This is a genomic window from Amycolatopsis sp. YIM 10, assembly GCF_009429145.1.
Taxonomy (GTDB): Bacteria; Actinomycetota; Actinomycetes; order Mycobacteriales; family Pseudonocardiaceae; genus Amycolatopsis.
In genome coordinates, this window is record NZ_CP045480.1 from 1,576,453 (window position 1) to 1,593,171 (window position 16,719).

General features: G+C 67.3%; 17 protein-coding genes. 10 read left to right on the plus strand and 7 right to left on the minus strand.

The features are described 5' to 3' along the window. The first annotated feature begins 538 nt into the window (after positions 1–538). The 7 genes from YIM_RS48535 (at position 539) to YIM_RS07800 (ending at position 7,484) form a co-directional block, all read left to right on the plus strand. The gene (locus YIM_RS48535) at positions 539–1,069 is read left to right on the plus strand and encodes a hypothetical protein (RefSeq protein WP_194240074.1); all 531 of its coding nucleotides are present in this window, start codon (positions 539–541) and stop codon (positions 1,067–1,069) included. A gap of 222 nt (positions 1,070–1,291) precedes the next feature. Then, complete coding sequence (locus YIM_RS07775; protein WP_194240075.1) at positions 1,292–1,831, plus strand: recombinase family protein; 540 nt, start codon at positions 1,292–1,294, stop codon at positions 1,829–1,831. A 229-nt stretch (positions 1,832–2,060) separates the two neighbouring features. Then, positions 2,061–2,876, plus strand: coding sequence for a hypothetical protein (locus YIM_RS07780; RefSeq protein ID WP_153029686.1), 816 nt, complete (start codon positions 2,061–2,063; stop codon positions 2,874–2,876). 473 nt (positions 2,877–3,349) lie between these two features. Further along, positions 3,350–4,549, plus strand: a complete 1,200-nt coding sequence (locus tag YIM_RS07785; protein WP_153029687.1) for a site-specific integrase — start codon at positions 3,350–3,352, stop codon at positions 4,547–4,549. A 204-nt stretch (positions 4,550–4,753) separates the two neighbouring features. After that, positions 4,754–5,158: an Lsr2 family protein gene (locus YIM_RS07790; RefSeq protein ID WP_153029688.1), complete on the plus strand. Its 405-nt coding sequence runs from the start codon at positions 4,754–4,756 to the stop codon at positions 5,156–5,158. A 222-nt stretch (positions 5,159–5,380) separates the two neighbouring features. Beyond that, positions 5,381–6,229 carry an SAM-dependent methyltransferase gene (locus tag YIM_RS07795; protein ID WP_153029689.1) on the plus strand — a complete coding sequence of 283 codons (849 nt, stop codon included), beginning with the start codon at positions 5,381–5,383 and terminating at the stop codon, positions 6,227–6,229. 748 nt (positions 6,230–6,977) lie between these two features. After that, positions 6,978–7,484, plus strand: coding sequence for a hypothetical protein (locus tag YIM_RS07800; RefSeq protein ID WP_153029690.1), 507 nt, complete (start codon positions 6,978–6,980; stop codon positions 7,482–7,484). A gap of 45 nt (positions 7,485–7,529) precedes the next feature. Here YIM_RS07800 and YIM_RS07805 read toward each other — a convergent pair whose 3' ends face one another. The 3 genes from YIM_RS07805 to YIM_RS07815 all read right to left on the minus strand — a co-directional run bounded on the left by YIM_RS07805 (position 7,530) and on the right by YIM_RS07815 (position 9,080). Then, a complete protein-coding gene (locus YIM_RS07805; RefSeq protein WP_153029691.1) occupies positions 7,530–8,009 on the minus strand; it encodes a hypothetical protein in 480 nt (159 codons plus the stop codon). Then, positions 8,006–8,398, minus strand: a complete 393-nt coding sequence (locus tag YIM_RS07810) for a hypothetical protein (protein ID WP_153029692.1) — start codon at positions 8,396–8,398, stop codon at positions 8,006–8,008. Before YIM_RS07810 ends, YIM_RS07805 begins: the two co-directional genes overlap by 4 nt. 241 nt (positions 8,399–8,639) lie before the next feature. Beyond that, positions 8,640–9,080 carry a hypothetical protein gene (locus YIM_RS07815; protein WP_153029693.1) on the minus strand — a complete coding sequence of 147 codons (441 nt, stop codon included), beginning with the start codon at positions 9,078–9,080 and terminating at the stop codon, positions 8,640–8,642. 1,117 nt (positions 9,081–10,197) lie between these two features. Here YIM_RS07815 and YIM_RS07820 point away from each other — a divergent pair. Continuing rightward, positions 10,198–10,674: a hypothetical protein gene (locus YIM_RS07820; RefSeq protein ID WP_153029694.1), complete on the plus strand. Its 477-nt coding sequence runs from the start codon at positions 10,198–10,200 to the stop codon at positions 10,672–10,674. A gap of 261 nt (positions 10,675–10,935) precedes the next feature. On the opposite strand, the gene YIM_RS07825 is transcribed toward YIM_RS07820, so the two are convergent. Next, positions 10,936–11,073, minus strand: coding sequence for a hypothetical protein (locus YIM_RS07825; RefSeq protein ID WP_153029695.1), 138 nt, complete (start codon positions 11,071–11,073; stop codon positions 10,936–10,938). Between the two features lie 528 nt (positions 11,074–11,601). Between YIM_RS07825 and YIM_RS07830 the strand changes: the two genes are divergently transcribed. Together YIM_RS07830 and YIM_RS07835 are read left to right on the plus strand one after the other, a co-directional pair. Beyond that, positions 11,602–11,907 (plus strand): hypothetical protein, encoded by a 306-nt coding sequence (locus tag YIM_RS07830; RefSeq protein WP_153029696.1) that lies wholly within the window; start codon positions 11,602–11,604, stop codon positions 11,905–11,907. Next, a complete protein-coding gene (locus YIM_RS07835; protein ID WP_153029697.1) occupies positions 11,895–12,146 on the plus strand; it encodes a hypothetical protein in 252 nt (83 codons plus the stop codon). Before YIM_RS07830 ends, YIM_RS07835 begins: the two co-directional genes overlap by 13 nt. A 68-nt stretch (positions 12,147–12,214) precedes the next feature. Here YIM_RS07835 and YIM_RS07840 read toward each other — a convergent pair whose 3' ends face one another. Genes YIM_RS07840 through YIM_RS07850 form a run of 3 tightly spaced genes read right to left on the minus strand, consistent with a single transcriptional unit; the run spans position 12,215 to position 16,440 of the window. After that, complete coding sequence (locus YIM_RS07840; RefSeq protein ID WP_153029698.1) at positions 12,215–13,042, minus strand: hypothetical protein; 828 nt, start codon at positions 13,040–13,042, stop codon at positions 12,215–12,217. Then, positions 13,042–13,443 carry a hypothetical protein gene (locus YIM_RS07845; RefSeq protein ID WP_153029699.1) on the minus strand — a complete coding sequence of 134 codons (402 nt, stop codon included), beginning with the start codon at positions 13,441–13,443 and terminating at the stop codon, positions 13,042–13,044. The genes YIM_RS07840 and YIM_RS07845 overlap by 1 nt, the downstream gene beginning before the upstream one ends. A 33-nt stretch (positions 13,444–13,476) precedes the next feature. Continuing rightward, positions 13,477–16,440, minus strand: a complete 2,964-nt coding sequence (locus YIM_RS07850) for a CHAT domain-containing protein (RefSeq protein WP_153029700.1) — start codon at positions 16,438–16,440, stop codon at positions 13,477–13,479. Positions 16,441–16,719: the final 279 nt, after the last annotated feature.

Sequence of the window (16,719 nt, forward strand, 5' to 3'; positions counted from 1 at the left end):
TACTGCCGACCCCGACGGCGGCGGACTCACGCTCGGCGGCGATCCAGACCGTGACCAAGCCGGGCCGCCCGATCCCGTCTGGCTGCGTGACGCTGACCGACTCGGTGCGGCTGCTGCCGACACCGACGGCCTCGGACGCGAAGAACTGCACCCACGACACGCACGACGGCGGGCCGTCTCTTGCCGACCGCGCCCGCGCGCTGAGCACGCCACCGTCACCGATGGCGGAAACGTGGTGCGCGGCAACGCACATCCCGGAATCGGGGATACGTAGCTGCCTCTCCCCAGGTGCGTGGGGCGCTGCTGCCGACACCGACCGCGCACGACGGTTCTTCCACCGGAATCTCCGCTGCCACACGACAAGGAGGCACGTCTCCAATGGACGCTCAACGACTTCTGCCGACCCCGCGGGCGACCGACGGCACCAAGGGGTGCCCGGCGCAGCGCGGCTCGAAGGGCGATCTGATGCTGCCCTCGGTCGTCATCGCCGTCACCACGCCCACAACGAAGCCGAAGGCCCGCGTTCGGAAGGAGGTGAGTGACCGTGGCAACCGCCCGCGCCCCGCGCGCCCGCCACGCCGCACGCGCTGAACCCGGTCCGGTGGACTGGGGCGAGTACGCCGCCGCCGTGCACCGCTGGGAACTCATCACCGGCCGACCCGCGCCGTACCCCACCCAGCCCGGACGGCACGGACGCCCCGTGCTCGCGCCGCCCTTCGTCGAATGGCTCATGGGCCTGCCCCCAGGCTGGGTCACCGCCGAACACCTCGACCTGCCCCGCACCGCGCAACTCCGGGCCCTGGGCAACGGAGTCATGCCGGCGCAAGCCTGCCACGCCGTGACGCTGCTGCTCGACGACCTGGCCGCACTCGTCCACACCCCGCTCGGTTGCCGCCAGACCGACCCGCCGAACCACCGGCAGCGTCGCACCGCCACCCAGGCTCGGCGCGAACACACGACCAGCACGGGGCGGCCCCGGCGTCCGGCAACGAAGGTCCGGCCCGCCGCCCGGTCCTCGACCCGGACACGCCCCGCCCGCTCAGCACCCGCAATCCCAACGACCCCCTGAGCCGACTCGGCGAGACACCTCCGCAGCCAGCCGTCCCCGAAGCCAGGGTGCCTCGCCCCTTCCACCGCACTCGCACCGAAAGCAGGTACCGCCATGCCCACAACCCGGCCGAACCGAGTCCTGCACCAGCTTCGACGCTGGCTGCGCACGTGGCACAGCCGCGGCGCTCCACGCGACATACCCGCACCGGCCGAGCGCCCTCTGCGAGGAACTCCGGCCGAGGTGGACGTCACCGCGGAGCAACCCGTCCTAGGCACCGCAAGCGAGGCCACCGCCGCGCTGGTCCGCCAAGGCTGGAACGTGCACCGCCCGCCCTACGGCTACCGCACCATGGACGTCGCCGGGACCCCCTCGGGCAGCGGCAGGCCCCGGACCCGGCTCACCCCCGACCCACTGAGCGCCCCGGTCGTGCAGCACATCTTCTATTGGCGCGCGGTCACCGGGCTCGACATCGACCAGATCACCCAGCGGCTCAACAACCATCCCGACCGCTACCCGCCACCGGGCACCAGCGGCACCTGGCACGTCTCGGCCGTCACCAGAATCCTGACGAACCTCAAATACACCGGCTACCAGGCACTGCGCACCCGCGACGAGAACAACCGCCTCCGCCCGGCCGAGCAGTGGGTGCTCTCCGACCAGCCAGCCCACCGCGCCCTGATCACCACCGCCCTGTTCTGGGCCGCACAGAACCCCACCACCGACACCCGCCGCGCCCTGCGGCACCGCCTGCTCGCCCAGCCACACGACCTCCCCGCTTGACCACTCCTGGGAGCACATCATGACCACCACCCGACCCGGCCCGGCACGCCCCGGCCAGACACGGACGCCCCGTGCGTCGGCCCTCACGCGCAGCGCCTCCCGGCTCCACCCCTCGACTCGCCCACCCCGCTCCGCTGGCCGACGCGCCAGCCGACCACGTCCCGAGCGCTACCCGGGCCAGCCGCGCGGGCGCTACCTGAGCCTGGGCGCCGGAGTGCAAAGCCTGGCCGTGCTCCTGCTCGCCTGCGAAGGACGGATCCCGCGTTTCGACGCGGCCTTGTTCGCCGACACAGGCTGGGAACCCAAGCAGGTCTACGCGCAACTCGACACCGCCCGCCGGCTCGGCGCACAAGCAGGGATCCCGGTGCTGACGGTGTCAGGCGGCAACATCCGCCACGACACCCTGAACCCCAACGCGCGCTTCGTGACCATGCCGTTTTTCGTCAAAAACCCCGACGGCTCAAGGGGAATGGCACGCCGCCAATGCACTGGCGACTATAAAATCCGGCCACTAAAGAAAGCGGTCCGCGAGATCCTCGGCTACCCGCACCCGGTGCGAGTGCCACGTGGGGTGTTCGTCGACCAGGCCATCGGCATCTCCACCGACGAATTCCACCGCGCCAAAGACTCCGACGTCAACTACACCCGCAACATCTTCCCATTGCTGGATCTCGGGATGTCGCGCTCGGACTGCCTAACCTACCTGCGCGAGCGAGGACTGGGCGACGTGGTGAAAAGTTCGTGTATCGGCTGTCCCTACTCCGGAAACTCTCGACTGCGCTACATCCGCGACACCGATCCGCAGGCGTGGGCCGACTTGATCGAGTTCGATAAGGCGATCCGCCACGGCAGCCCACGCGCGAACGCCGGTGGCAAGCCGTTGCGCGGCCGCTTCTTCATCCACCGCTCACTACTCCCGCTGGACCAGGTCGACCTTGAGGCCACCCGCGGTCGGCCCGGCGCGGACGAAGACGACCCCGACGGATGTTCCCCGTTCTCCTGCCGCTCCGGCGAGCCATCCACTCCAGGAAAACAGCGTCCCTGACCGGCAAGGAATCTCCGATGACTGACGACCAGGCCCAGCCATGCCATCCACCCTCGACGCCGGCCGATCCAACCACAGACAATGCCCGGGCCCAAGCGCGCTTTGCCCCTGAATCCTGCGGCGACCAGCTGCTCTTCACACCTGCGCAAGCCGCACAGCGGCTGACGGTCAAGGAAGCGTGGCTGCGACGCAAAGCTGGCACACGCTCCATCCCGTGCACACTCCTCGGGAAACACCTCCGATTCTCCGAGGACGACCTGCGCGCGATCGTCTCCTCCAATATGCGACCGGTCACACGACGGCCGCCACCGACGCGGCACACCGCCCACCGGACCGCAACTCGCCGCAGACGGCCATGACGATCCGAGGCAATCCAAAAACCTCCAACAAAAGCTGGCCCTCCGCATAGCAACTGAGCATCAATGGCTGTCCAGTAGCCGACGTACCCCCACACCACGACAAATGAGGTAGCGATGCCCTGGGCTGAACAAACTGGTGACCTGTCCTGGCGCGTGAGGTACCGCCGAGAGGACGACAGCATCGGCTCCATTCCAGGCTTCCCCGATGAGAAAGCGGCGAAAACCTACATCGCAGACATGGGAACCGATCAGCGCAGAGGGAGCTGGATCGACCCGGTCGCCGGGCAGGTCACCATCGCCGAGTTTGCTCCCGAATGGATCGACTCGCTCGACGTCGACCAGCGAACCGAAGAGAACTACCAAAGCTTCCTCAAGTGCCACATCCTCCCGCAGTGGGGGAGCGAGCCTTTCAGCGGCATGAGCAATCTCGGGATACGTAAATGGGAAAAGAAACTCCGAGCTGGTAAGCTGGCCAAGACGACCGTGGACAGCATTATCAAATGCCTGTCGCTCATGCTGACCGACGCCGCGCTCGAAAAGATCATCGCCGCGAACCCCCTGCAGGCAAAGAGGCGAGGTCGTCGACGCCGAAGTAAACGGACACCCCGCAAAATCTGGGCAGAGCCCCACGAAGTCCTGGCCATCGCAGACCAGGTCGCCCGCTACTACAGCCCAGCCGGCGCGTTACTCATCCTCGTCGCGGCCTGGACCGGAGCGCGCTGGGGAGAACTCGTAGGGCTGCAGCGCCACAACGTGCACCTCTTCGACGACAACACCGGCTTCATCGTCATCGACCCCGACAACGGCGCACTGCACGAGCCGAACAAGGGACCTCTTCATCTCGGCCCGCCCAAAACTGAGGAATCCGCCCGCACCATCACCCTGCCCCCCTTCCTTGTCATCTTGCTCCGGCAACACCTGGCCACCCTGAAACATGACCACGTGTTCGTGACAACCAGTAACCAGCTGCACCGGCGTAGCAACTTCGCCCGCCGCGCACTGCGACCCGCAGCCGACGGCAACGCCCAAGTCAAAACACCGAAAATCCGACTCGTCGCGATCAAACCCGGACTCACCTTCCACGGCCTGCGCCACAGCCACAAGACATGGATGATCGACGACGGCGTCCCCGAAATCGCCCAAGCGTTGCGACTCGGCCACGTCCTAGAAGACAAGGTCCAGGAGACCTACTCACATGTGGCCGTCGCAGTGGAACAAAGGCTGCTCGACGCCCTCCAGACTCGCTGGGAGAAGGCCATGGCCGCCAGCAGCACAGAACCTGAACATGCCCACTGGCGCTCGGCGGCCGCGTAGGGGCAGAAGTAACCTCGCGATCAGGAGCTAGCTGGATCTCGAGAATAACAATAAGCATCCGTTGTCGAGCTGGATGCTTCCGATTTGCTGAGCACGTGAAGTGTCGCCCGAGGACATCAAGACTATGGGTCCGCGTACTGTGGATCGCGGATCGTGATTATAGTGGGATCCACACGCGATACCCACGTATAGAAAGTGAACGACATGGCGCAGAAGGTTCTGGTCGAGATGATCGACGACATCGACGGCGAGATCGCCACCCAGACCGTGCCGTTCGGTTTGGACGGTGTGTCCTACGAGATCGACCTGTCCGACGACAACGCCGCCAACCTCCGCGACGAGCTCGCGCGTTACGTCGCGGCCGGACGGCGCACCGGCGGCCGCAAGGTGCGCCTGGCCACCGGCGAGCCGGCTTCCTCCTCCAGCGGGGCCGACCGCGAGCGGGCCCGTCAGGTCCGCGAGTGGGCCAGGGAGAACGGCTACCAGGTCTCCGAGCGCGGCCGGATCTCGGCCGAGATCACCGAGGCCTTCGAAGAGGCGCAGCGCAAGCCGGTCGCTGGCAAGGCCCCGCGCAAGCGCGCCGCCCGTAAGAAGGTCGCGGCGAAGTAGCACAGGATCCTGTCCTGCACTGCGTCGGTCCCCGAGTGGCCCTTCCGTCCGAAGCGCAGCGCGTGCGCCGAGCCACTGGTGGAGTCGCGCCCGACCTCGGGAGGGAGACAGCCTGTCGGCTCAACCTCCTAGCGTCGTCCGCTGTGACCCTCGCCGGTGCTGGGCTGGCTACGCTACGTTGAGACAGAGTCCGTTACGACATCCAGGCCAGCGAGGTAGCCCATGTCACCGACCGATGCGAAGGCGCCCAGCTCCGTGCCCGTCGGGGTGGATCCGAACCGCGCGAGTATCGCGCGTGTGTACGACGCCGCCTTGGGTGGCAAAGACAACTACGAAATCGACCGCGAAGTCATCAGGCAGGTGAAGGCGGTCGCGCCGGAGATCCGGGACATGGCATGGGCCAACCGCAACTGGTTGACCAGGGCCGTGCGATGCATGGTCGGTCAGCGGATCGATCAGTACATCGACTGCGGTTCAGGGCTGCCGACCGCGGAGAACGTTCATCAGGTGGTGCAGCGAGCCAACCCGGATGCGGTCGTCGTCTACACCGACAACGACCCGGTGGTACTCGCGCACGCTAAGGCGCTCCTCGCCGACGAGAGCAAGACCTACATCGCCTCGGCCGACATCTACGAGCCGAGCCAGGTCTACGACGACCCGATCGTGCAGAATCACATCGACTTCAGCCGGCCGATCGGTCTGGTTCACAGCAGCACGATCCACCACTACCCAGGCGACGACTACGCCGACCTGATGCGACAGTACATCGACCCGCTGCCGAGCGGCTCGTGGGTCGCACTCAGTCATTTCTACGACCCCGAGCGGGCCGAACTCAGCGAGGTCGCTCGCCGCATGGAGGACATCTTCTCGCACAGCGCGATGGGGTCGGGCTGGTTCCGCACTCGCGCGGAGATCCTGTCCATGATGCCGGGGCTGGAGATCATCGCCCCGCAACCCGGCATGGACGCCACCGTCGTCCCGTGCGACCTGTGGTGGCCGGACGGCCCCCCGCCCCGCCCCCTCACGACGGAGCAGGAACTCATCGGCTGCGCCGTCGGCTACAAACCCTGACCTGCGCTCGCGTTGACGCTGACGATGGTCGCCCGCTGTCGTCCTGAGCAGGTAGAAGTGCACAAGTGCGTCGATGTGGTAGCGGCATCACGGAGAACTCGTCAACCTGAAGCGGAAGGCAATCACGCAGGAACACCCCGGTGGGAGGGAGCCGAACGCGGCTCGGTCTCAGGGCCCGGAGGGCGTGTCAGCGTCATTTAGCGATGTCGTCACGTTGTCGGGGTCTTGAACGAGCTCGTGCTGGGCGGCGGTGGCAGCGCGACGACATGTGCTCGAGCGGCTGGACCATCGAGCATGTCGGCACAGTGCTTACCCGTATCGCCGCCGAGTAACGCACTAAGGTCTCGGCGACCCGGCTGCGGCGGTTCGGACGCGAGCTGGCCGGGCATCCGCGCGATAGCGGTACGCCGACGGTCCGCCGCCGCGGCCGCGGGCGTCCGGGCCGGGCCGAGGTAGGCGGCGTCGTCGGCCGCGAGGAGGTACTGGGCGATCGGGTCGAACGTGCCGACGTGCGCGCCAAGGCGTATCCGAGCAGCCCGTGCAGGACTTCGCCTGCCTGTCGCCTGTGTGCCACGCCAGGTTCGCCTCCACGCTGGTCCTGGCGGGCAGGCGCACCTGCGTCCACGGGCCTGCTGCGTGGTGCCAGCGATAGGACCAACCTTGCAGCTCGGTGTCGTTGTAAGAACGCGTTCTGGGTAGCGGTACCTGCGCGTCAGTCTTCTACTGCCGCGAATGCGCTCTTCTGCCGATGAGCGTGACCCGGCCGGGCAGTGCGGTACCATCCGGTGTGCCCCCAGCAATTGATGTCTACGTGTGGGTCGAGCCCGGCGACGTGGACGGCTCGCTGTCGCGCTTCATTGATCGCTACGTTGACGTCGAGCAGCCGGGCGATCCACGATTCCCTGCGTTCGTTCGGACTTTTGTCTTGCGCGAACCCGCTCGTGGTGATGCTGAGGCGCTGGCGGAGCTGAGCCGGGATGGCGAAACCGAACGTGTCTTCTCCCTGTACCTACGAGCAATCGCGCATTATGGCGCCATCATCACCATTACCGAAGAAGGCGCCCTCGTACTCGGCCTCAGTCTCGACGATCCATTGAACGCGCCCGAAACGACAGACGAGGCCTCCACTCTGATGGCCGCGCTCATGACGGAGTTCGGCGCAACCGGCGGGATAGCTGGAGTGGAACTCGCGCCGCCACAATCCACATCGGAGTGGAGAGAGGAGTACGCCCTCCTGCGTACCGGTACGGGCTAGGACACGGTGGCGGCCAACGTCTACTCGTGCTGGGAGTCGGGCGGGTCAGAGATCGGTGACGGTGAAGGGCGCGTAGCCGGGCTCGATGTGGTCGACCGAGAGGTCGGAGAAGACGAGGGTGATGGTGTGGCCATTGGCTTCGATCACGGCTTCGTGAAACGGGCATCCCAGCCGGTCGGCCCACATGGCGGTCTCCGCGGTGCCGGACAGCAATTTCGCGCCTGGGTAGAGCACCTGCCATCGAGCGCCCCAGCCATAGCCGTCGAGTTCACGGCCTTGGTCGAAGTCGAGTAGCCGGTCGTCCAGCGATCGGCTCCAGATTTCCGGGGTGACCGACGAGGTCACCGATGCGCGGACGCAGTGGATGAAGCGGTAACGCAGGTGCGCCGGCGGAATTCCGGTGCGTGGATCGGCGGTGCAGTAGGCGACGATCTCGTAGTCGCGCATGTAGTCGGTGAAACCGTGGTAGATCAGCGCCTGGTCGAAGATGTCGTCGAACGCTGCGGTGATCTCGTGACCGTTCACGACGACCGACCTCGCGCTCGACCGGTTGAAGCAAGGAACCCGACGACGCGGTCGAGCACGGACCCGAACTCCTCAACGTCGTCCAGTTCGACATACTCGCTGGCCGGCTCGTCGATGTGTGGATGAATGACCATTACGTCCGCCCAGCCGCCGGCGTACAGCACGAACTCCGCCTCCCCCGCTTCCCCGTGCACCCGCGCACCCAACGACTTCGGCCGACTCACCAGGCCGCGATCCCGCAGAAGCGGTGCCGGCCACGAGACGTCATTGTCCATCCAGGTGAGCTCGGCAACCATAAGACCGCGCTCACGCCAGCCGGCGCACCGGGCGGCCACCATCTCGGCTGCCCGGTCCAGATCAAGGTTGCTGAGGTCGATACGGCGCTCCACGCCATCCACAGTAACGATGCCCAGCGCCCCCTTCTCCGTATTTCGGCCGCCCACAGCCGGTGATCAAGATCGCGAACCTCCGCTCAGGCCGTGGCCTCGAACGCCGCGCGGTCTCGTTGGTTGATCCGTTGGGGTGGCCGGACGTCGAGCAGCAATGCCGAGCCGTCTGCCTGCACAGTGGCCCCGTTTCCGGACGAACGTGACGGTGTGCGTGAGGACGGGGCCTGCGTTCAAGAAACGGTCATTCTCCAAGGCCTCGCGGGTCACTCCTGCTGTGGGACGAGCCGTCAGCGAGTTCGTCATCCGTGCGAGCCGCGCCACGTTTGGTGAGCAGCTGGGCCAATTCCTGCGCGGCGGCCTCGTCGCCGTTGTTGGCGCGGGCGGTGAGGGTCTTGACGTCGCCTCGTTTGGTGAGTAGCTGGGCCAGTGCCCGCGTGGCGGTTGTGTCGTCGTTGTTGGCGCGGGCGGTGAGGGTGGGTAGGTCGCCCTGCTTAGCGAGCGCCTGTTGGCCGGGGTCACAGGTCTCGACCAGGGCGGTCACTTCGTGCAGCTCGGGAAACTTGCCCGTCCCGCGTGCCAGCTCCGAGAGCCGCCGCTTCCCCGGCCGTCCGGGGATGTGGTCGCTGAGCTCGCCGAGGGTGTCGAACCGGGATTCGCCGATCAGCTTCCGCAGCGCGGCCACCAGCGCCGCCCGGGCAGGTTCGGGAATCCCGGCGGCAGGTCCCAGACGCGGGCTCACCAGACGGCCCGTCTGTGCCGGTCCGGAACCTGGCCAGGACGGCGCAGGTCAGTGCCTCGGCCGTCCGCGGCAGGGTGTGGGACGAGCAGGACCGGTGGCGGACTGGTGGTCAAGCGGTCCGGAGAGCGGGCCACCAACCCCGTCGCGGAGCCCTTCATGATTTCCCTCGCTGCGTCGTCGGCCAACCTCGTCAACACCATCATCGAGCAATTGGCCGGGCTGTCACCAGTCGCGTCGTACTTGGTGATCGGCTACCTGCTGGCTCGACTGCTGATCCCTGTCCTACTGATCGTGTTCGCCAGTTGTGGCGCTACACCCTCCCAGCGCATCCGTCTGGTCCGCGACTACCTCCTGCACACCTCGGCGAGAACGAGGCGGGGCAGCGGAGCGGGGCCGGCTGGTCGCTGCCCCGCTCCCGGCCGTCAGCGACGCGGTTCGTAGTCACCGACGTATGCGAGACCGAACCCCACGTCAACGACACGCCACTGCTGAAGGTGTTCGTGAACGGTCGGTGGGCCCGTCTTCTCGCCGGCCGACCCCGCCGTCGTGACGCGGACCTACTCCGCTACGCGCGGCGTCGCCGATGGGTACATCACGGTCTCCGTTTGGGCCCCGTTGCTCCCAGAGCACCCGATACGCCGCGACACTGCACGGCATCAACGTCCGCGCAAAATGTCGCCTGACCTGCATAGGTTAGCCCTGGGTGACATACAGCGACACTCGTTGACACGGCAAACCCGGGGATTAAAAGTTCGCGGGTCAGGCCGTGATGATCTTGAAACAAGTCGCAGTTGCCTGGCTTCTACCTGCGGATTTGCCGACTTAAAGATCATGTTTGCAGTTGCTGGTGGCCAGTGTGGGCTCCGATATGTCTCCGTTCTTCCTGCTGTGCTGAAACTGGCACGCGATACCCCGGCTGGCTATGCCGTCGCCTGCGGGGCGAGCTACCGGTGAACACTGTCTCTTGCTGGGGCCTACGGGTTACCGCAAGGAAACCGCAAGGCGGACTGTTCATCCTGGCTTGGCGCGGCGATCGCCGCATCGAAAAGGGGAGTAGGCCATGTTCAGGAGAATCTTCGCGACGCTCGGAGTGGCGAGCGCAGCTTTGCTGGGTGCGGTGGTGCCCGCTTCGGCGCAACCGGATGCGGCTCCGCACTGCCAGTACGGCAGCAGCTACGGCACCATCGTGAAAACCGCGCCCGTGTCGGCGACGACCGGTGGTGCCCAGGTCGGCACCGTCGAACTGTGCCGCGACAGCGCGTACAACTACTGGGGCTTCGTGATCTACAACGAAAAGATGACGGCCAGCCAGTACGCGCAGGTCTACTTGCAGATCTACCGGGACGGATCCCAGACCTCTGAGGTCACGTGCGACAGCCCGGGTGGCAACGACCACGTGGAGCCGGGCCAGACGCGGTGCTGGACCCCGAAGGTCGGCGGGGTCAGCGGCCGGTACACCTTCCGTGCCTGGTCGGACAAGTACAGCAGTCACACCGGCGCGTTGCTGGCCTCGGGGCGCACCCCCATCACCCGCTGATTTGGCGAGAGCAGGGGGCAAGGCGGCCCGGAGGCGTTGGTGGATCGCCGCAGCGTCGGCGTCCAGGCATCGCTCGGCGCAGATCGCGGCGGCTTCCCGCCAGCCGGCCAGGCCTCGTCGACCTTGTCGAGATGGTGCAGGGAGCCGGCCAGGACGGCAAGGAGGTGCCAGGGTCTCGTGCTGGCTGCCGAGCGAGGCCCGGCCGAGGGCGATCGCCTGCCAGCAGTGGGTGATTGCCCGGTCGTGCTCGCCCAGGCCCTGTCAAGCCTGGGCGAGTGGGGTCAGCGCGTACGCTTCGCCGTCGAAATCGCCGATCCGGTGACGCCGGCACGCGCTGCTTTCGCCGTGCTTGATAGCCATGCCGTGGTCGCCCGAACCGGCGTAGACCTTGGCGAGCATGCCATCGACGATCGCTTCCCAGCGGCCGGTGTCCCTGGGGAGATCCGGGCTACGGCGGTAGCACCTGGCAACAAGCTGGCCAACACCAACGCGAGAGCCGATGGCCAGACCGGTTACCGCGTCAGCCGCCGACCAACGCTGTGAAACTCCGGGCTCTACTGCAATGCGCGGAGCCACTCGGTCAAGGTTGCCATTGCGTCTGGGGCGGCCGTCTCCTCGAATGCGGACACCGCCGTCGCCCAGGCATCCTTCGCATCCACCAGCCGATTCGCCTCATAGAACGCGACTCCGAGGTTGCTCAGCGCGGTGCCGTCACCGTGGCGGTCTCCCGGTAGATCGCGGTGGCCCGCTCGTGCGCAGTGATGGCTTCATCGAAGCGCCGCGCCTTCTGCAGGACGGCCCGGCACCGGGAGATGACCGGCCAGTTGTGGCGGGGACAGCCAGAACGTCGAACTCGGCAGCACCGAGGCGGGCTAATTCTGGCGTTGCCCGGTGTGCACCCGCTGGGCCGGGCCCCATGGGCAGGACGTGCGCGCCGCCGCCGTCGCCCCGCTCGCCGTCCGCCCCGCCCACGACTTCAGTCTGTCCTCTCTGGACAGTTACCGGGCAATTCGCTTTGTGGCCACGGTGATCCGCGGCTACACCAAGCCCACCGATCTGCTGTGGAGCTTCGGTGAGCTCGCGCCCGGCACCGGAACGGCGCACCGGCTGGCTGGACCGGCTCGGGGGACGGCGATGACCGCCACGTTGTCGCCGCGGCTGCGGGTGCGCGCGGCCGTCGACCTGCTCGCCGGGGCACCTAGTCCGCGGTACTCGCCACGATGCGGCTGCTGATCGACCGGGTCGCCGAGCACCGCGGCCTCACCCCGCCGGACTGGCCCGCGCAGCCCAGCCCGGTGCCCACGGCCGCGCTCGCCGACGCCCGCGATCAGCTCGCCGGGCTGGACGTGACCGGCGCCGCCTACGAACTGCTGGGCTGCCCGCCCCCAGCGGCGCGCCGCCAGCACCTACTACGCCCCGCCCGCGCTGACCGAGGTCACCGACCGGTCCAGCGTCGGCCAGCAACGCCATGAGCGACGTGTCGAGGATCGTGGAGACGGTGCGCTGGCTGTCGCTTCGTTCGGGTGAGCCGAGGAGGTGATCAGCGTGTGAGGAACGACCCCTTGTCGAGGACGGTCTCAAGTGCGGCCCCATCGTTCGGGGTGAATTTGCCATGCGCCGGGGATATTCCGATCGCGGCGGCGAGATCGAGTAGCTTGACGTCGGTGAGGGCCTCGATCGCGGTTTGCAGGTCTGCGGCTGCGCGGCGGGCCGCAGACCACGCGCTCAAGTAGAGCAACAACCCGGCCACCGCCGCAGGCCACCAGAGTAATCCGGTCAGTAGGTAGCCGACCGCCCAGGCTGCACGCATGGCGGCCGCGGTGTATCGATCCCAGGCGTGCTGGGTCATTGCCCGCTCGTCCGCGTTGGACATGTGCCACAGCCGAGGCCAGACCCGGACCAGTGCGACACCGTACTGGGCTGCGATCCGTTCCTCGGCCAGCCGGATGTGATCGCCGATCCGGGTGGCACGAGCCGGGAGGTAGCGCTCAGGCACGCCGTATCCGGCGGGTGCGGCAGCGCGCACCTTCCGGATTCGGCGGCGGAGAAACGGCTGCAGCAACAGTATTGCGCCCCGGTCACGTCCCGTCCAGATCCGGGCGATGGGCCGGCTGAGCTCGGCGGCGATTGCGGCACATGCGGTGGCGATCACCGCACCGATACTGGCGACCATCGTCAACTGCGTGCCTTGCTTCGGTACCGCGATCTCGGTCAGCCTGCGGCCGAGCGCGTCGAGGTCGACGGCGCCGACGGGGTGCACCCACCACGAGAACGCCAGTACGACCGTGAACAGGACGCCGGGTAGGGCGAGCAGGTTGATCCACCGTTCGGCCAGTTTGGTGCCCAGCCCGGGCAGCAGCTTGTCCACTAGGGCCCGAGCCGGTGGGCGGACGGGTTCATCGGCCGGTCGTCGAGATTGCACCACGGCTCGGCCGCGTCTTCGCCGCGGCCGCGTTCGGGGCAGATGAACCGGGGGCAGGAGAATCGCTGCCCGATCGGTGCGGGGTCCCACAACTCTTGCAGCCCTGCCGCGCCATCGCCGCGGTCGGTGGCGGGGTCGTCCAGCAGGAGATTGTGCAACGCCTTCGCGGCGGGCTGCCCGGCTTTGATGGCCTGGACCTCGGCCTCCAGTTCGTGGCGCCACCCGAGCCGGTCAGCCTGCGCGCGCAGGCCCGGCAGCCGGTCGCAGAACCAAGCAAGTGCGAGCGCGCTCTCATCGGGGGCCGGCGGTGGTTCAGGCCGTCCGCCACGGCGGAACAACGACGGCATGGGTTCTCCACTCCTTTGTACGGGCAGACGGTATCAAGGCCCGATGTGCACGAACGGGGCCCAGCGCGCCGGGTCGTCCGGCGCCACGATCCTCAGCCGCCGCTGCGCCCTGTGCAATGCGAGCGCCGGTGAGGTGTCATCGAGCAGGTGGGTGTAGAAGTCGTCGGCCACCGTCGGGCCGTCCTCGCTGCGGATGTGCCACAGCGTTCCGATCACGTGGGAGAAGCCCTGCAGGTGCAGTGCTGCGGCTGGGTGCAGGGCCTCGTCGAGGTTCTGCGAGTCGGGAACGGCCGTGACACAAGCCGACAGGAACGCGACCTCGTTGCCCTCGAGGTCCATATCGGTGAGTTCGTCGATGCCCAGGCTCCCGTCTTGCAGCACCAGGCCTCGCAGGTCACCGTGGCAGGCGAAATGTGCCCAGGTGCTGCCCGGCAAGGCGGCTCTGATCGCAGCGACCGTGGCTTCGCGCTCGGCGAGTTTCGTCGCTGCGGGTATGCGCGCGCAGATCAGATCGGCTTCCTCTTCCGCGTGTGGCAACGCGGCCCATGTCGTGCCGTCGGGTCGTGGCGGGGTGTCGCGCAGTGAGGTGATCAACATCGTCGGTTCGACGGTACTCGTCCGGTCACCGCGCCGAGCGTCGAGCAAGGACCACAGACTGGGCGTATAGGAGGAGACGACCTTGTCCAGCACGGCATCCTCGTCTCGTCCCGCCATGTGCACCGGCACCGACGTCAGCGCGCCGGTAGGGCACCACCAAATTCGCCGGGACGGGCCGAGGTGTGGTTCGACGGCGGCCAGCACTGGCGCCGCGACGATGTCCCACAGCCGGGGCGCGATGGCCCGCACGTTCATCCGTCGCGTCTCGGCGTGGAGCAGGCCCTCGGCCCACACCGTCGCGTCGGACTCGGTGAGGCCGGGCAACGGCACGTGGATTGGGTCCTGGTCGGCCAGCACAATGATCGCGTCACAGCGCCGGGTACTGGTGTTGATCATGACGACCGGTCCGCCTCGTGCGGCCTCCCGTAGCTCAGCGAACCGGATCCGGTGCCCGAAGGCTCGTCGCTGCACCATTTCGTCCCATTCGCGGGCCAGCTCCGCCCGGGTCATGGCGTGCCGGTGCGCGGCGAGGACATCCTGCCCGGACCCGGCTTCCGGGTAGTTCGGCTGCCGCAGCGCCGCCCGGACCTCGGCGAGCCGCGGCGCATGGTCGCCGGTGTCGGCGCCGCGGAGCTCCCGGACCTGCCACCAGATGACGGTCCGGCTGACTTCCAGTAGTTCAACAGCCCGTTCCACCCGTCCCGCCATCAGCGCCAGCGCGGCCGCCGTAGTCGGGGCGAGCCGAGACTGCCGTAGGACGGACTGTCGGTCGGCCCGGCTGAGCCCGAGCGACGCGGCCTCGTTCACCAGCCTCAATACCTGGTCGAAGTGCGTCAACGCGCCGTCGATGTCGCCGCGTTCCATCGCCCGGAAGCCCTTCAACGTCGTCGCCTGGTGCGCGAGTCGCCAGGGCGGATCGGCCAGCGCGTCCACGCGGTCCAGCGCGTCGACTAGCTCCGGCGATTCGAGATCGTTCAGGTGGCCGAGCGCTGCCAAGTGGGCCGCGAGAACCTCCGTGTCGTCTTCGCCGGGTTCGGCGAGCCGTTCACGGGTGAGCCCCAGGGCCTCGTGCAGGTCCGCTGGATCGTTACTGTCTTCGTAGCGGCGGATCAAACCGTCGATCAGCTTCTTCCGCTCGCCTTCGCAGCGGTCACGAAGGATGGTGAGTGCCTCGTCCAGTTCGTGACGCTCGCTGCCGGGTGCGAGCAGCAAGACAGCGCGTGCTTCTCGGGCTTCGTCGGGTGCGACGCGTGCCGCGCGCTGTACGAGAGCGTGTGCGCGGGTCCTGTCATCGGCCCAGTCACGTAGGTGCAGCGCCTTGGCGAGGGTCAACGCGATCAAGGCTCGCCGGCGTCGGGCGGTGGTAATCGGCGGGCGTCGGTGCATTCCTTCGAGGAGCCGGATCGCCACGTCGAGGTGTGCGCGCGAATCCGACCGGGCGTAGGTCTTCACCAGGGTCTCAGCGAACTGGTAACGCGCGTCGAGGTCATACAAGAGCGGTGAAATCCTATGCGTCCAGGCGGGCTCCTCAAGTGACGGGATGAGCGCCATCGTGCGCAGGATCGCCTCGTCGAGTGGCTCACCGCCGTCCAGCTTGGCGACCTGCATCTGGGCGAGCACGGAGACGATCAGCTGGGCGCGGTACGGGCGGACGGCGAAGTCCTGTTCCAGGTGGGCCACCGCGGCCGCGACGTCGTCGTCGTGCGCCGCTTTGCCGCTGATCATCCGGTGCATCCGGGACCACCGGAGTACGCGCGGAAGATAGTCGAGCATCCAAGGCCCAACCGCCATTAAGTACACCGTCACGACGAGAACCGCGCCGAAAATGGTCGCCGTGGCCGGGATGTCGGTGAAAAGCGCGGTACGCAGGTACGTGCCGAACGTCATGCCCTCTGGCGCGTGGACCGCATAGCCGACCAGCAGGCAGGTCGACGGCAACACTGCGACTACGGCAGTGCCACCTCCCAGAACCACAGGACGAACTCGCAGCGCTCGCCAGCCGACCTTGATGTCTGCGGCATGGCCCTTGAACAGGAGCGTCACCAGCCCGGCGAGAATCAAGATCAGCACGGGGTAGCCGACAATCATGATCGCGCCCGCTGCCACCAAGCTTATGCGGCGGTCGGTTACCGGGTCGTACACGTAACCCACATTGCCGAACACGTTCTCGCTGGGCAGGAACGCGAGGGTGTGTCGCCGCCACCCGATCCACACACCCCACGCCACCAAGGCCACAACTATCGCGACGATGAGTGCTCGGAACCTCATAGCGCCAGCTTGGCAGAAAGGGCCCGCAGTGGTGCGCTGGTTTCGCTTATACGGCACGTGTTCGATGTTGGCCGCCCACCACACGGCCGTTACTTGAGACAGCCTGAAGTCGAAGCGCAGCAGTTCTGGCACGGCCGCGCCACTGCGCCAGCAAATCTTCAAGCAGCCAGACTTCTGCTGTGTTTGCAGACTAGACCTGCGCCGGTCGGACGTACTTCCCCACCTTGCCGCTGGTGTAGCGCTGCGGCTGTGGGTACTTCGTTCGGGTGAACAATGTGGTGAGGTGGTCTGCGCGACGCAATCGCCTGAGTGCAATGCGAAGCCGACTTGCTGGCGCCCGTGTCTTGCTGTGGACCTTGGACCTGGTCGGCCTCCCACCGCATGTCCCCTCGATGTGAACAGGATCCGATC

Coding starts and splice junctions, on each gene's coding strand:
- YIM_RS07795 (WP_153029689.1), top strand. CDS start 5,381: ATGTCACCGACCGATGCGAAGGCGCCCAGCTCCGTGCCCGTCGGGGTG.
- YIM_RS07820 (WP_153029694.1), top strand. CDS start 10,198: ATGTTCAGGAGAATCTTCGCGACGCTCGGAGTGGCGAGCGCAGCTTTG.
- YIM_RS07835 (WP_153029697.1), top strand. CDS start 11,895: ATGCGGCTGCTGATCGACCGGGTCGCCGAGCACCGCGGCCTCACCCCG.
- YIM_RS07800 (WP_153029690.1), top strand. CDS start 6,978: ATGAGCGTGACCCGGCCGGGCAGTGCGGTACCATCCGGTGTGCCCCCA.
- YIM_RS07785 (WP_153029687.1), top strand. CDS start 3,350: ATGCCCTGGGCTGAACAAACTGGTGACCTGTCCTGGCGCGTGAGGTAC.
- YIM_RS07845 (WP_153029699.1), bottom strand. CDS start 13,443: ATGCCGTCGTTGTTCCGCCGTGGCGGACGGCCTGAACCACCGCCGGCC.
- YIM_RS07790 (WP_153029688.1), top strand. CDS start 4,754: ATGGCGCAGAAGGTTCTGGTCGAGATGATCGACGACATCGACGGCGAG.
- YIM_RS07825 (WP_153029695.1), bottom strand. CDS start 11,073: ATGCTCGCCAAGGTCTACGCCGGTTCGGGCGACCACGGCATGGCTATC.